This is a genomic window from Aquimarina agarilytica ZC1 (assembly GCF_000255455.1).
Taxonomy (GTDB): Bacteria; Bacteroidota; Bacteroidia; order Flavobacteriales; family Flavobacteriaceae; genus Aquimarina; species Aquimarina agarilytica.
The window spans coordinates 1-16,678 of sequence record NZ_JH621277.1; the positions used below are offsets into that span (position 1 = coordinate 1).

At 33.0% G+C, this 16,678-nt stretch carries 8 protein-coding genes; 4 read left to right on the top strand and 4 right to left on the bottom strand.

Annotation, left to right across the window (positions count from 1 at the left end):
* Positions 1-95 precede the first annotated feature (95 nt).
* From KQA_RS0214290 to KQA_RS0214305, 4 genes are all read right to left on the bottom strand, one after another.
* Positions 96-1,154: a nucleoid-associated protein gene (locus KQA_RS0214290; protein ID WP_010182117.1), complete on the bottom strand. Its 1,059-nt coding sequence runs from the start codon at positions 1,152-1,154 to the stop codon at positions 96-98.
* A gap of 81 nt (positions 1,155-1,235) precedes the next feature.
* A complete protein-coding gene (locus KQA_RS0214295; RefSeq protein WP_010182119.1) occupies positions 1,236-1,754 on the bottom strand; it encodes an IS1096 element passenger TnpR family protein in 519 nt (172 codons plus the stop codon).
* A gap of 156 nt (positions 1,755-1,910) precedes the next feature.
* Positions 1,911-2,948, bottom strand: a complete 1,038-nt coding sequence (locus tag KQA_RS0214300) for a COX15/CtaA family protein (protein ID WP_010182120.1) — start codon at positions 2,946-2,948, stop codon at positions 1,911-1,913.
* Positions 2,949-2,957: 9 nt separating this feature from the next.
* Positions 2,958-4,382 carry a CCA tRNA nucleotidyltransferase gene (locus tag KQA_RS0214305; protein ID WP_010182121.1) on the bottom strand — a complete coding sequence of 475 codons (1,425 nt, stop codon included), beginning with the start codon at positions 4,380-4,382 and terminating at the stop codon, positions 2,958-2,960.
* Between the two features lie 210 nt (positions 4,383-4,592).
* Between KQA_RS0214305 and KQA_RS0214315 the strand changes: the two genes are divergently transcribed.
* From KQA_RS0214315 to KQA_RS19015, 4 genes are all read left to right on the top strand, one after another.
* Complete coding sequence (locus tag KQA_RS0214315; RefSeq protein WP_010182122.1) at positions 4,593-7,520, top strand: FAD-binding and (Fe-S)-binding domain-containing protein; 2,928 nt, start codon at positions 4,593-4,595, stop codon at positions 7,518-7,520.
* Between the two features lie 516 nt (positions 7,521-8,036).
* The gene (locus tag KQA_RS0214320; RefSeq protein WP_010182123.1) at positions 8,037-11,882 is read left to right on the top strand and encodes an Ig-like domain-containing protein; all 3,846 of its coding nucleotides are present in this window, start codon (positions 8,037-8,039) and stop codon (positions 11,880-11,882) included.
* A 94-nt stretch (positions 11,883-11,976) separates the two neighbouring features.
* Positions 11,977-14,019 carry a galactose-binding domain-containing protein gene (locus KQA_RS19010; RefSeq protein ID WP_010182124.1) on the top strand — a complete coding sequence of 681 codons (2,043 nt, stop codon included), beginning with the start codon at positions 11,977-11,979 and terminating at the stop codon, positions 14,017-14,019.
* A 425-nt stretch (positions 14,020-14,444) separates the two neighbouring features.
* On the top strand, positions 14,445-16,678 hold a 2,234-nt coding region (locus tag KQA_RS19015; RefSeq protein WP_010182125.1), incomplete at its 3' end, for a hypothetical protein.

A 16,678-nucleotide genomic window follows, 5' to 3' on the forward strand; every position in this document is an offset into this window, starting at 1 on the left:
ACATTAATTTACGACAAAACCCTCGTATTTACAAGGGTTTTGAGTATTCTGAATGCGCCTCCCTTTTTTGGTGTTTAAGACAAGGATTTAAAAATTTAATCCTTTTGTTCTTTATTAAAATAAACTAGGTAATAATACATTTGCTTTTCTTCGTCCCAGCCTTTTTCTACAAATTTTTCTGCGGATTCAGGATTTATAAAATCCATTTTAATTTGGACATTCGTGTCTAAATTAATTACATTTTTTATCTTTTTACGAGCATCCGATACGGCATTATTAGCTATCGGAAATTCGGTTAAATCTTCTATTTGATATTTTGGTGCTTTTTCGGTTTTGTAATGCTTAAATTCAGGAATAAGTTCTGGGTTTTCAATAACATCATTTAAAAAAGCAGTTTCTTCAAAATCATCGTTTTTAGCAAAATGATTAACGGCTCTATTCATAAACATTACTTGCTCCTTTTTATCTTCGGCAGGTAGGACAACATCTTTGGCAAAATCCTGACAAAACTTGATGTATTTTTTTGTATGAAAATTACTGTCTGCAAAAGGTTCTACACCTAAAAAATGTTCAAGCCAATATTTTGTGTCATACTTATTTGAATCAACGGATAATATTCGATAACCTTCTTCTTTTTTAGTGTTAAAAATTAAACAACCTTTATCAAGCTTATTTAAGGATACTCCTTGTTGTAGTAGGATATCTAAATTACTTTCTTTTTCTTGAAATTGAAGGAAATCATGTTTAAGCTCGGATTTAAATATACCTAGGGCATTTACTTTTTCATTGTCAATTAAACAATTTTCTAAATAGGCTACATAAAGTTCCCCACTTTTAATGTGCGGATGTTGTGATTGTTCAAATAATAAGTTTCCTATTCTTTTAGACTGTTCATGAGCAGTACTAGGATCTTCAAAAATTTGGGCGACTATTTTGTATAAAGGATTAAATTCAATATCCGCTTCATTAGTGAATTGAAAATAGTTTTCTTCTTTTTCTCTAAAGGGTTTAAAAAAATATTCCTTTAACAATGAATTAAGTTCATCATTTAACTGATATGGAGTACCTGATAAAAAAAGATTTTCATTTCTACTTTTATTACCAATACGATGTACCGAAAGGGATTCTATTTGCGTACTATATAAATTGATCATTTTTTAGAGCAGTATAAAAGTTATAAATAATTCTATTTTCTAATTGATTTTGGTATTAGAAAATACTTTTTAATAGTAATGTTAGTTCCAATGTTCTTCAAAACCAAGGTTATCATAATCATCAATATTTAAATCATCCTCAAATTCCCCCTCAAGGTCATTAAAATCAAGAGATTCAGATTCAAAATTTTTATCGGGAGCACTATCTGGTAGTTCACCATGAGCAAACATTAAATTAGGATATGTTCTACCTGCTTCGGGTGTTGCAATTTCGGCAAGTTCTACCATAAATGTCCACATGCTTAAAAAATCATAGACATATAATAAGCGAGTTTGTTTTTCGCTAGTTATATCCTCTAAAGATGTTTCATTCATTAATCTTACAGGAGAACTTCCATCACTCATATCAAATAAAGAAATTTCTTCACCTTGATCCCATTGGTCATTACTAATGTAAAAGGAAGCCATTTCTGTACCATCAAAACCAAAAGCTTGTGTTATGCTATTATGAAATTCTTCGGCAGTAGCCGTTTTTTCAATTTCAATGTCTCTAAAAACGTCTTCTTCTATGTCTAAAATTATTCGGAAACGGTAAATCATGGTAGCAAAAATTTAGTCTGCAAATATACGAAGATGAAGGGGAGCTTTTTTATCTAAGTTTAATATTTATAACATTTTTTAATTTAATAGGTACTTTTTTCTATGTTTGACATGTATTTATCCTTGTGAGAATATTTTTTATTACAAGCTGTAGCACTATTTATGGACCAAAGTTTTGTTATAGAATTGTTGTAAAACTGCGTAAAATTGAACACTAAAGAGCAAGCTGCCTAAAAGTAAATGCAGAGGTTGCGATAAAAATGGAAAATCTAAATAATACAATACCATTCCAGTACATACTTCTAAAATAATAAAAATACCTACCCATTTTAATATATTGAGTTTCCCAATTTGTTTACGATAGAGGTATATCCAGATTAAATTAGTTACTACAAGTAAAATAGAAAAGGACCTATGAATGTAAAAAATAAAGGGAGGACTTGTTAACCAGTTTTCTTGCAATTCATAATTAAAATCAGTCATTTGGTGATCTACAAATTGACGCACTTGTGTACCGAGTATTACTTGGGTTAAGGTTAAAATAATAGTTAACACGCCTAAGTACTTGATGCTTTTATTTATGAATAATGATTCATTTTTTTCTGAACTTATAAATTGTAGGGCTAATAAAAACGCGAGTATAAAAAATACAAAGAGTACATGTAAGGTAATTTTAATGGGGAGTAGGTTAGTATCAACTACAATTTTACCAAGCCATGCTTCAAAGGCGACACTAAATAGTGATGCTAGGGCGAGTATAGTAATTGCTTTATTTTTTTTCCAAAAAGAAAAACTAAATATTACTAGTAAAAGTATTGGTATCCCAAAAAGAACAGTAGCTAATCGATTAATGTATTCGACCCAAGTATGTACAGGGTTAAAAATGGCGTAGTCATGTTTTTGGTAGGAAGTCCAATTATTCTCGTTATAATTGGTTACGGATATAAAATCATTTTTAACAACACGTAAGGCTTCATTTTTGATAATAACTTGCCCTTTTTGGTAGTTGTGATTTGGTTGCCACTCTAATTGTGCTTTTTGAGTAGGAGGAATAAGGTAGCCGAAACATTTTGGCCAGTCTGGACATCCCATTCCAGAACCTGTCATGCGAACAACAGCACCGGCTATAATAACAATGTAAACTAAAACAATAGCTACGCGGAGTGTTTTTTTAAAAATACGATCGATATTCATTTTTTTGAATTAGTTAACAGCTTTTAAGCCTAGTTCAGCTCCTTTTTTTAGCATAAATTGATAAGCTACAGCATGTTCGTTTTCAATTTCACCCTCTAAGATCGCTTCTTTAATGGCTTCTTTAATGATCCCAATTTCTTTTGAAGGTTTAAGGTTGAATGTTTTTATAATTTCTTCGCCACTTACAGGAGGTTGAAAGTTTCTGATATGATCACGTTCTTCAACATCAACAATTTTTTGTCGTACTATTTTAAAGTTGTTATGATACTTTTTAAACCGCTTAGGGTTTTTTGTAGTGATATCTGCTTCGCATAGAGTCATTAAATCATCAATGGTATCACCTGCATCAAAAACTAATCGCCTTACTGCAGAATCTGTTACGTTAGAGGCAATAACTATGGGACGCGAACTCATAAGAACCATTTTTTGAACAAACTTCATTTTTTCGTTTAATGGTAATTTGAGTCTTTTAAATAATTTAAAAACCATTTTTGAACCAATAAATTCATGTCCATGGAAAGTCCATCCAACTTTTTTACTGAATTTTTTAGTAGGAGCTTTTCCTATATCATGTAATAAAGCAGCCCAGCGTAACCATACGTTATCTGTGTTTAAGGCTATATTATCTACTACTTCGAGAGTATGATAAAAATTATCTTTATGGCGTTGACCTTCAACTTCGTCAATACCTTTTAAATCGGTAAGTTCAGGTAAAATATATTGTAGTAATCCCGTTTTTTCTAACAATAAAAATCCAATGGAAGGAACGGGGCTACTTAAAATTTTATTTAATTCAACAACAATGCGTTCTTTTGTAATAATTTTAATACGTTCATTATGCTCTTTTATGGCATCTAATGATGCTTTTTCAATTTTAAAGTTTAATTGCGTAGCAAAGCGAATAGCCCGCATCATACGTAATGGATCATCAGAATAAGTAATACCTGGCGCTAAAGGTGTTCGAATAATTTTTTTGTCCAAATCTTTAATTCCTCCAAAAGGATCAAGTAAGTCTCCATAAGTCTCCTCATTTAATGAAAGAGCAAGGGCATTTATGGTAAAGTCCCTACGATTCTGATCATCTTGTAATGTCCCATTTTCAACAATAGGATTACGACTATCTTCGTTATATGATTCTTTGCGAGCACCAACAAATTCAATTTCAATGTCTTGGTATCGTAACATTGCAGTCCCATAAGTTTTAAAAACTTGTACTTTAGGTTTGTTAGGTAATAATTCAGATACTTTCAAAGCCAATTCAATACCACTACCTACGGCAACAATATCAATATCTTTTGCATTTCCTCGTTTAAGTAAAAAATCGCGAACAAAGCCTCCTATAACATAACTTTCTAAACCAAGTATAGCATTTGCTTTTCGTATAATATTAAATATAGGGTGGTAGAGTGCTTTTTTGTAATTAGGTCTTTGCATTTGCGCTTTTTAGGGTACTTGTAAATGGAATGCAAATTTAATGCTTAGTGTTTGGGTGGGCAAATTGAGTTTGAGGTTTTTGATTATAAAAGGGAATAACCTAATAGACTATTTGGGAGTAGATGAATTAGAAAATATAGTTAATACCCACCTTTATGCTTTAGGATTTAGTGAAATAATTTACGAGACTAAATCAATATATTTGTACCTATGAGCGTACAAGGAAATACAATAGATTGGGAAGCATTACAAACTAGCATAGATGGTGAGCTACAATATGATAAACTTACTAAAATGATTTATGCTACCGATGCCTCAGTGTATCGTAAATTACCAATGGCAGTGGTATTTCCTAAAAATGCTAAAGATATTCAAGAGCTCATAAAATTTGCTACTAAAAATCAACTTAATGTTATACCAAGAACAGCAGGTACTTCTCTTGCCGGGCAATGTGTAGGAGAGGGTATAATAGTTGATGTATCCAAGTATTTAACAAAAATAATCGCATTAGATACCAAAAAAAAGACAGTTACAGTTGAACCTGGAGTAATACGCGATGATTTAAATAGATACTTGGCACCTTATGGATTGTTTTTTGGTCCCAATACATCCACATCTAACCGATGTATGATAGGGGGTATGGTAGGGAATAATAGTAGTGGAACCACTAGTATTAAATATGGAGTGACTCGTGATAAATTGATTTCATTAAAAACCATATTATCGGATGGGGAAGAGGTGGTTTTTTCGGCTATTTCTAAAGAGGATTTTTATGAAAAGCTTACACAGGATGATCAAGAAGGGGTTATTTACAAAACAATAAATAGCATTTTAGAAAAAAAAGAACATCAGGATCAGATTATAGAAAACTACCCTAAACCAGAAATACACCGCAGAAATACAGGTTATGCATTGGATGTACTTTTGAAGAATTCATTTTTTGGAAAAGAAAAGGAAATTAATTTATGTGATATCCTATCGGGAAGTGAAGGAACTTTAGCGTTTAGTACAGAAATCACGTTGCAATTAGATGATTTGCCTCCAGTAAAATCTGCCATGATTGCTGCTCATTTCGAAAGTATATCATTATGTATGAAAGCCGTGGAACCTGTAATGAAACATCCATTGTATACTTGTGAAATGATGGATAAAACTATTTTAGATTGTACAAAAAATAATATTGAACAATCTAAAAATAGGTTTTTTGTTGAAGGGGATCCAAAAGCAATTTTAATGTTGGAATTGCGTGCAGAAACTGATCAAGAATTATCATTACAAATAGAAAGTTTATTAGACACATTAAAGGACTCAGATTTAAGTTATGCTTTGCCAGTATTATATGCAACAGATATTGATAAAGCGCTAGAACTCCGTAAAGCAGGATTAGGATTATTAGGAAATATGGTTGGAGACCGAAAAGCCGTAGCTTGTATTGAAGATACTGCTGTGGCGATAGGAGATTTATCGGCATACATTGATGAGTTTACTGCACTTATGGAAGGTTTTGGACAAGATGCTGTATATTATGCACACGCTGGAGCTGGTGAAATTCATTTGCGGCCTATTCTAGATTTAAAAAAAGGGAAGGATGTTACACTTTTTAAAGAAATTACCGATGCTGTAGCCCATTTGGTAAAAAAATATAAAGGTTCCATGAGTGGGGAACATGGTGATGGTATTGTACGTTCCACTTATATTCCAGAAATGATTGGAATACCCAATTATGAATTATTAAAGCATCTAAAAAAAGCTTTTGATCCTAAAGGTATTTTTAATCAAGGGAAGATTATTGATCCTTTAGTTATGGATGAGAATTTACGTTATGTAAAGGATAGAGAGGAGCCTAAGATTACAACAGAATTAGATTTTTCAGATTCTCAAGGAATTTTACGTGTTGCAGAAAAGTGTAATGGTAGTGGGGATTGTCGAAAGTCAGTTGAAGCAGGAGGTGTTATGTGTCCCAGTTATAGAGCTACAAAAAATGAAAAAGATACTACTAGAGCAAGAGCCAATGTATTACGTGAGGTATTAACCCATTCGGACCAACAAAATAAGTTTAATAGTGCCGAGTTGAAACAAGTATTTGATTTATGCGTGAGTTGTAAGGCATGTGCAAGTGAATGTCCTTCAAATGTTGATATAGCATCGCTTAAAGCGGAATTTTTATATCAATACAATAAATCCAATAGTATAGTTTTGCGTGATAAAGTGTTTGCTTATAATGATTCATTAAATAGGATAGCATCAAAAACAGCTACGTTATCTAATTTTGTTTTTACAAATACGTTTACGTCTGGTATATTAAAAAGCATTTTGGGAATAGCAGAAAAACGTAGGCTTCCTGTAATAAGTAATCAAGCATTAACAGTTTGGTTAACTTCATTTTTAGAAACTAGAGTAGTTACTTCACCTGTAAAAGAACTATACCTGTTTGTTGATGAGTTTATCAATTATCAAGATAATCAATTAGGAAAAGACGTAGTTGAATTACTTACTGCTCTAAATTATAAAATTCACTTTCTACCCCATAAACAAAGTGGTAGAGCCTTAATATCAAAGGGTTTTTTGGATGAGGCTAAAAAGGTAGTTAATGAGAATGTAAAGCTTTTTAAAGATAAAGTTTCTTCTGAAATACCACTTGTAGGTATTGAGCCATCTGCGATTTTGAGTTTTAGAGATGAATATATACGATTAGCTGATGATAAAGCTGCTGCAGCAAAGCTATCTACAAATGTGCTATTAATTGATGAGTTTATTGCTAAAGAAATTGATAAAGGAAATATTACTTCGGATCAGTTTTCTGAAAAAAGCTTAACAACAAAATTACATATACACTGTCATCAAAAATCATTATCAAATACATCGGCTAGTTTTAAAATCATCAATTTACCTAAGAATAGCAAGGTGAGTATCATAACAGCAGGTTGTTGTGGAATGGCGGGTTCATTTGGCTATGAAAAAGAACACTATGATGTAAGCATGCAAATGGGAGAGTTATCCTTATTTCCTAAAATAAGAAAAACTACTACTCAAACATGTATTTCAGCAACAGGAATAAGTTGCAGGCATCAAATTAAAGATGGCACTAAAAGAATTGCAATGCATCCGATATCTATATTGAAACAATTCTTAATATAAACAAATCATAATTATTTTATAATTAAAGGAGTACATTTTTTGTTTTTTTGTAGTGAAAAAAATATGTTCTTTTTTCTTACAAGAGTTCTGTTGTAGTCTTTATTTATAGTACCTAGGTAATTTTTTACAATAAAAAAATCTCTTACAACGAATACGTTTTCTTACTTTTTGTATTTGTTTTTTTTTGGTATTTGTGTTTAAATGATTGAAATAAAGTGGCTAGTGTAAAATTTTAACATTTTTATATGATTTTTATCAATATCTTTATCCGAATAAAATATAACGATTTAGCTCAATAAATCATGCATTTTGTAAGGATAGTGTAGCTGTTTTTTTTGAATAAGTAAGAAAACTAGTTTTAGGATACGAAATGTAAGTTTTGATTGTAGGGTTAAAAATGATATAAGTACAGATTTTGTTTAATGAATTGGGAAAACAAATTTTTTTACAATGTACCTATACACAACACAATTAAAGAAACTAAACAGATTAATAACAACTTAAACTTAATTGATTATGAGATTGCGATTAAAAAGTGCAATAGGAGCAGGACTCCTTTTGCTGACAGGTCATTTTGCGATAGCTCAAAGTGCAAATGTCGATGTAAATTTAAATATTAGGCATTCCGTTGGTGGAATTTCTGATTTTGGTAGAGACAGGCACATTACCATGCATGCCAGTCTTTATGAAAATGCTTGGGAGGATGAATTGGATCAAGCTGACTATTTGTTTAATGAACTGGATATTCAGTTAGGGCGTGACAATGGAATTGCATCTTTCTTACACCAGTTCACACCTGAAGATGAAAATAATAGAAATCATCACGACCCAGACAGTTTAACAGTATTATTGAATTTTTGGAAGGGTGAATATCAGCGACGAATTACAGACAGAGGTTTACTACCTTTTAAAGAAAAGCAAGGTAAAGGAGCAATTATGGGAACTAATGCTCATCCAACATATCCAACCTTATCTTATTTTGATGATGGTTTAAATGGTTCAGCTTGGGGGCGTGAAAATGGATTTATTTGGATACCACAAGATATTGAAACTTCTGCCGCATGGATGGTTCAGTATTTAGAAGAATTTTTTGTTGAAAATGCAAGTCAAGATGGAGTCGAAATACCAGAATATTGGGAAGTAATAAATGAGCCTGATTTTGAATTGAATACAGGTCAATTTATGATGTCTAGTTGGGAAGATGTTATGGAATACCATAACCTTGTAGCAAAAGGGATCAAAGAGAAATTAGGAAGCAGAGCTCCAAAGATTGGAGGGATGACATGGGGGTTACATGACCTTTTTAGAGGTGATGGTTTTTCTAGATTTAGAGATCCTAATTACGTAGCAAATTTTTATGGAAATACACCAGCCGATCAGGTGGCAGTAGCTTATGCTAGAAGTCAAGTTGATACGCCTCTATTTGCATTGCCAAGTGATGTAGATTGGTATCAGTGGGATGTAATTTGGAAAGAGTTCTTAGATAGAGCTGGGGAAAATATGGATTTCTACTCAGTACACTTTTATGATTGGCCACTTTATCAAAATCAAGGTGGACAAAGAAGATCTGGAGGTCATGTTGAGGCAACTTTAGAAATGTTAGAATGGTATGATGTTTACAAAAACGGAAAGAATAATAGAAAGCCAGTAATTATTTCTGAATATGGTGCAGTAGCAAATGCATGGGATCCAATGCCGCATGATACGCGTTATGATTGGGAAAACTTGAAGCCTTTTAGTGCCATGATGATGCAGTTTTTAGAAAGACCAGATTATATTGAATTATCAATGCCATTCCATTTATTGAAAGCTCAGTTTAGGGACATCGATAATAATGGAGATGGTATTCCAGAGGTTGTATATCACTACAAAACGCTTCGTGATGATGATGGTGATGGTGAATGGGAACGTAGTGAGTTAGTAAAATGGTATGAATTATGGGATGATGTTGATGGTACAAGAGTAGATACGATGTCATCGGACCCAGATATTCAAGTAGATAGTTATGTTGATGGTAATGTAGCTTATTTGATTTTAAATAACCTGCAAGAAGAAGCTACAACAATTAACTTAAACTTCTTTGAGGATAATAATAACAACCCTTCAAGTGTTAGAATTAAGCATTTATATTTAGAAGGTGTTAGAGATATTGTATTGTCTGACAATACTACAAACAATATTCCATCTTCAGTTACAGTGAATCCTGAAGCAACAATGATATTGAAGTATACATTCCCTAATGCAGTTGCGGTTAATGAAACTTCTGTTGAGAATAAGTTTTATGGAGAACCTGTAAGTGATAATCAGAGAGTAAATATTCAAGGAGGAGATAATACATTTTTTGTTAATAATGTAGATGTGCCATCTAATCCAAACCAAGCTGAAGCTATGGTTAAAATAACGGCAACTCTTTTTGATGCACCACAAACTGAAAATGGATTTTTATCATTAAATAAATTTACATTCAACGGAGTTGAAGTAGATGTGCCATTTGATTGGAGAGGAGAGCAACAATTTAGATCAAAATGGTTTGGAGCTTTAGAAATACCAGTTCCAGCTAGTTTAGTACAAAGAAACAATACAATTGTTGTTGACTTTCAACACGTAGGAGAAGTTAATATTGTGAATCTGTTAACTTGGGACTTTAGTAAAACACCAGGAAGATCAAACCCAGGAGATGAAGTGGTAATTGTTGACGCAACAGGGGTAAATGTTACACCAGCTACTTTAACAATCGATGAAGGTCAAACAGGAACATTAACGGCTAATGTATTGCCACAGAATGCTACAAATAAAGGAGTAGTATGGAGTTCAAATAATACTAATGTAGCTACTGTAAATAGTTCAGGAGTTGTAACAGGTGTGAATAATGGAAATGCAATAATTACAGCCACTACTAACGATGGAAACTTTACGGATACAACAAATGTAACTGTGAATGATGGAGGAAATCAAACGATAAGTGTGACGGGAGTAAATGTTACACCAGCTTCATTAAGTATAAGCGAAGGTCAAACTGGAAATTTAACTGCAGGTATAGTTCCGCAAAATGCATCCAACCAAGCAGTGGTTTGGAGTTCGAACAATACTAATGTAGCTACAGTAAATAGTTCTGGAGTAGTAACAGGTGTAAATAATGGAACTGCAATAATAACTGCAACTACAAATGATGGCAACTTTACCGATACTACTAATGTAACCGTAACAAGTGGCGGAGGTGGAAGCGTAGGTCAAAACCTAGCTTTAAATAAACCAGCTACACATTCAAGCACTTATTTGAATAATAATAACTTTTCTGCAGCAGCTGCTGTTGACGGAAGTTTAGCAAATAATAACTTTAACCATACAGAAAATGATACAAATGCATGGTTACAAGTTGATTTAGGAGTAGTATCTGATATTACAACAATTGAGGTATATAATAGAACAAATTGCTGTATCAATCGTCTAAGTAATTTCCATGTGTTTGTTTCGGATACACCATTTGCTTCGACTAATTTGAATACTACAATAAACCAATCTGGTGTTGGTAATTTCTTTACCTCAGGTCAGGCAGGATCTCCAACAACATTGAATGTTAACAGAACAGGAAGATTTGTTCGTGTGCAATTATCAGGAACAAACTTTTTACATGTAAAAGAATTAGTTGTTAATGGAACTACTGGAAACGGTGGAGGTCCAGGCGGTGGAAATGACACTTTAGTTATTGAAGCAGAGGATTTCGATACAACTGGTGGTACTTTTAATGATGCTTTTGCTGGTGGTCCTGGCTTAGGTGTTAATGATGCAGGTGCAAATATCAACTATGTGAATGCTGGTGATTTTGCAACCTATAACATTAACGTTGCAACTGCTGGAGTATATTCTATAGAATATATGATTTCAACTCCTTCCGATAATGCACAGATTCAATTTGTATTAGATGGCGTAACGGTAGCTACTGATAATGTACCAAACAATGGTGCGTGGGATAGTTTCGGACCATTAAATTCAAGTAGTACTGTAAATTTATCTGCAGGTTCACATACCATAAGATTGAATGCTTCAGGAAGTAACCAATGGCAATGGAATTTGGATAAGATTACTTTACAAACTGGAACAGGTGCAAAAGCATTATCGGCTAGTGTAGGAGTAAACCAAGCAAAATTATTTCCAAACCCTGTAGTATCTGAATTAAACTTCAGTAATGTAGATAATTTTGATACGGCAGTTATTTATAGTCTTAATGGATCTAAAGTTTTAGAAATTGATTTAACATTAAATTCTAATGTTAATTTAAGTCAATTAAGTAATGGGATTTATATGGTACAATTAAATGGAGTTCTTAAGAAAGAAGTTCATAAAATAGTCGTACAGCATTAATCCTTATTAAAACAGATTAAATATATAATCAAAACAGAAGTGTATTTATTTAATACACTTCTGTTTCTTCTAAATTAAAATTAAACTAAACAACATGAATTATTTAAAAAAAGGTATAGCAGCTGCTATACTACTTAGCTCAGCTTATACTGCTTATGCTCAGCCAGCTCCTCCTCAAGGAAAAAGATGGGAAGTAGTACCAGAAATGACAGATGAATTTAATAACGGTTTTGATACTGTAAAGTGGAGGAAAGAACTTTGGCAATACCCAAATACGCCAACCTTAATGGTAGCTGAAAATTCAGGAGTATCTAATGGAAACTTATGGATAAAAGCAACCGAAGGTCCAAATCCAACTTATTTCCATAGTTCAAGAATTTATTCTAACGCTCAGATTAAATACCCGATGTATACGGAGAGTAGGATAATTACAGCACATTTATCGGCTTATAATACATTTTGGCTAAATAATGGAGATATTAATGATAGAGATGAAATTGATGTTATAGAAAACAACTCAAGACCAAGCTGTGGATGTCAGCCTAATTTCCCATGGCAAATGAATTCTCAGTACTTCCAAGCTACAAATGGTTTTACTGTACGTAATGCAGATAATTTTGATAATAGAAACTTATCAGCTAACAATCCGAAAAGAGGTGTCAGATGGAATGAAGAATATCATACTGTAGGTGTATGGTGGAAAGATGCCAAAAATATGACTTTTTATCTTGATGGTGAAGAAGCTGGTAGTGTAGTAGTAGGTCAAGATAGAGGTGGTAGAAACTATCCAGAAATTAGATTTTCTAGAGAATTGAATCTTGTGTGGGATTTATGGACTGCAGATGAAAACTTTTTAGGAGGTGCTGCTGTAAGAGCTCATTTAAGAGATGATAGTATTAATACAATGAGAGTTGACTGGGTACATACATTTACTTTAGTTGATGGTCAAGGAGGTCCTGGTCCAATAGACCCTATTGATCCCATAGATCCTGTGCCTGGTAATAATATTGCGTTAAACAAACCAGCTACGCAATCAAGTAATTATTTAAATCGTTTTCCAGCATCACTTGCTGTAGATGGAAACACGAATGGAGCTGATAATTTTAACCATACTGAAAATGATCAAAATGCTTGGTTAGAAGTTGATTTAGGTTCTGTATCTGATATAACAACAATTAATGTATATAACAGAACAGATTGTTGCCAAGGTCGTTTAAATAATTTTCATGTATTAGTATCGGACACACCTTTTACATCAAAAAACTTAAATACTACGATTAATCAATCGGGAGTAGGTAACTTTTTTACATCTGGAAATGGTGGGTCACCAACAACTATCCAAGCGAATAGAACGGGTAGGTATGTACGTGTACAGTTAGCAGGTTCTAACTTTTTACACGTAAAAGAATTGATTGTAAACGGAACTGAAGGTTCTGGTGGTGGAGGTACACCTCCGAATACAGGTAATGCAACAATTGTGATTGAAGCAGAAAACTTTAATAATACAGGAGGAACATTTAATGATGCATTTGCTGGTGGTCCAGGATTAGGAGTTAATGTAGCAGGGAATAATATAAATTATGTGAATTCTGGTGATTTTACAGCACATACAATTAATGTACAACAAGCAGGTGTTTATACAATTGAGTATTTAATTTCTACACCATCAGATAATGCACAAATTCAATTATCAGTTGATGGTAATGTTGTTTCTACTGATAATGTTCCTAATAATGGACAATGGAATAGTTTTAGTCCTTTAGTAGCAAGTAGTACTGTAAATTTATCTGCGGGTACTCATGATATAGTTATTCTTGCAAGCGGAAGTAATGTTTGGCAGTGGAATTTAGATAAAGTAACTCTTAGAACGGGATTAGGTGCAAAAATAATTTCATCTAGTGATGAATTAGCAAGTGTTAATGTATATCCTAACCCAGTAGCTGATCAATTAAATTTTGTAGCTGTTGATGGATTTGATAGTGCTATTATTTATGATTTGAATGGAAGAGTTGTAAATGAAGTTAATTTGAAATCAACAACAAATGTGAATATAGAATCATTAAGTAATGGTATTTACATGGTAAAAATTATTGGTAATGGTACACAAAAAGTACAGAGAATAGTGGTGACACATTAATAGTACTTTAGTTCTAAATAATGTAGATTATTTAGTGTGAGATTATTTAAAGCAGGAAAGTTTTCTTTCCTGCTTTTTTGTTTTAAATAATTGCTATGTGATAGGGATTATATAAATAAAAAAATGTGTATACACAGATATATAATAGATACGTAAGACTATTCTTTCTATTTAAACAGAGGCTAAAAAATTAAATTTGAATCAAACATGAAGCGTTAGATTATAGGTATAGGTATATCTATACTGATTGTAAGTGAAAACTATATAAATAAGTAAAAGTGATTAATTTTTTCGATGAGTGTTTTAATTATTATGTATAAGAGTAGAGAGTTTTTTACTCTTTATTTATGTAAGAAGTTGTCTGAAATTTAAAATATATAACTATAAGTCCAAAATTACTTAGTAAAACTAAACACTAATTTATTATGAAAATTAATTTGAACAAACCCTTAGGGATTGTTTTATCGTTACTTGCTTGGCAATACGGTTCTGCTCAAAATGCAAATGTTGATGTTAACTTAAATATAAAGCATTCAGTCGGAGGTGTTTCCGATTTTGGGCGGGAGCGTCATATTACTTTACATGCAGCATTGTCGGAACCAGATTGGATTGGCGAAGAAGATAAAATAGACTATTTGTTAAATGACCTGGATGTTTATTTAGGCCGAGATAATGGGTCCGCATCATGGAAATTCCAAGCCACTCCGGGCGATCCGGACAGATTAAATCGTCCTGATATTAAGGAGCTAAGAGATTTTGGAGCAAGATGGTTAACACAGTATGAAGGTACTATTGAAGATGTTAAACAATATGAACCTCGTTCGACTGGAATGATTATGGGAACGAACCCTCATCCAACCTATCCAACACTTAGTTACAATTTTATTAGCGGTGGTGACGGACAACAATGGATTCCACAGGATATAGAAACATCTGCAGAATGGATGGTCGAATATTTAGATCATTTTTTTGTAGATTCTTTAACTAAAGAAGGAGAGTTATTACCAGAATATTGGGAAATAATTAATGAGCCTGATATGTTAATGAATACGGGACAATTCATGGTAACAAACTGGGAGGATTTATGGGAATATCATAATTTAGTTGCCAAAGGAGTTAAAGAGCGTATGGGAAGTCGAGCTCCAAAAATAGGGGGAATGACTTGGGGCTTGCATGATTTTTTTGATAGAGATTTAAATAGATTTAGAACTGTAGGCTATACCGATGCGCTTTACGGAAACACGGCCGAAGATGAAATTGCTAAAGCACATGCAAGGAAACAAACTGAATCGGCATATTTAGATGTAGATGGACCTTGGACACAATGGGATGTATTGTGGAAAGGTTTTATGGATAATGCGGGTAAAAACATGGATTTTTATTCGGTGCATGTATACGATTGGCCTATTTATAATGCCGATGGAGGTGCGAATAGAGCAGGAGGACATACCGAGGCTATGCTAGAAATGATTGAATGGTATGATGTATACAAGAATGGAAAAGCAAATAGAAAACCCATAATTATTTCAGAGTATGGAGCAGTACAAGGAGCTTGGGAAGAATTACCACATGAAAGACGTTATGATTGGGAAAATTTAAAACCTTTCAACTCCATGATGATGCAGTTTTTAGAGCGACCAGATTATATCCAAAAAACACTGCCATTTACACCCATAAAAGCAGAATGGTGGAAAGCTGCCACAGGACATGATTATCACTATAGAATGTTAGAACAACAAGGTGATGATTGGGTATGGACAGATTATATTAAGTGGTATCAATTATGGTCGGATGTAAAAGGGACAAGAGTAGATACACAATCAACTGACCCAGATGTACAAGTTGACTGTTATGTTGATGGTAAGACTGCTTATCTTATATTAAATAATTTAGAGGATGAAGCTACCAATGTGAATCTTAACTTTTTTGATGCAACTAGTAATGCTATTGAAAGTGTAAACATTAAGCATTTGTTTTTGCAAGGAGAACAAGATATTACATTGTCAAATAATACTTCTAATTCTGCACCAGAAGCAGTTCAACTAGCTGCAGATGGAACTATGATTTTAAAATATGAATTTGCTAATTCAGTTACTATTGATCAAACTTCAGTTGAAACTAAATATTATGGTGAAAGTGTGAGTGGTGGCTCAGAACCACATCGTATTGAAGTTGGTGGGGCAGATAGTACATTTGAAATCAATGGAGTAAATGTATCAGCTAATGCAGAAGTGATGCTAAAATTAACAGGAGCCTTATTTGATGATGCAGATGATAAAGAAGGATTTTTATCAATTGACAAATTAACCGTGAATGGGGAAGAAGTTAAAACACCTTTGGATTGGAGAGGAACAAGACAAAATAGAGCAAAGTATTTTGGGACATTAGAAATTCCAATTCCATCTAATTTAGTAAAAAAGGATAATATTATAAAAGTTGATTTTCATCATGTTGGGGAAATTACTGTTGCTAATATGATTGTGTGGGATTTTAGTAAATCACCAGGCAGAACAACTACAGTAAAAGCTCCTAAATCAGTTAATGTTACTGGAATAAACGTGATACCAGCTACACTTGATGTGGAAAAAGGGCAATTAGCGATTTTAAGTACAAACATTAGCCCTATTGATGCAACCGATCAATCTGTAGTATGGAGTTC

Bases quoted from the DNA above. Each gene is read 5' to 3' on its own strand.
- KQA_RS0214290 (WP_010182117.1), bottom strand. From the start codon at position 1,154: ATGATCAATTTATATAGTACGCAAATAGAATCCCTTTCGGTACATCGT.
- KQA_RS0214295 (WP_010182119.1), bottom strand. From the start codon at position 1,754: ATGATTTACCGTTTCCGAATAATTTTAGACATAGAAGAAGACGTTTTT.
- KQA_RS0214300 (WP_010182120.1), bottom strand. From the start codon at position 2,948: ATGAATATCGATCGTATTTTTAAAAAAACACTCCGCGTAGCTATTGTT.
- KQA_RS0214305 (WP_010182121.1), bottom strand. From the start codon at position 4,382: ATGCAAAGACCTAATTACAAAAAAGCACTCTACCACCCTATATTTAAT.
- KQA_RS0214315 (WP_010182122.1), top strand. From the start codon at position 4,593: ATGAGCGTACAAGGAAATACAATAGATTGGGAAGCATTACAAACTAGC.
- KQA_RS0214320 (WP_010182123.1), top strand. From the start codon at position 8,037: ATGAGATTGCGATTAAAAAGTGCAATAGGAGCAGGACTCCTTTTGCTG.
- KQA_RS19010 (WP_010182124.1), top strand. From the start codon at position 11,977: ATGAATTATTTAAAAAAAGGTATAGCAGCTGCTATACTACTTAGCTCA.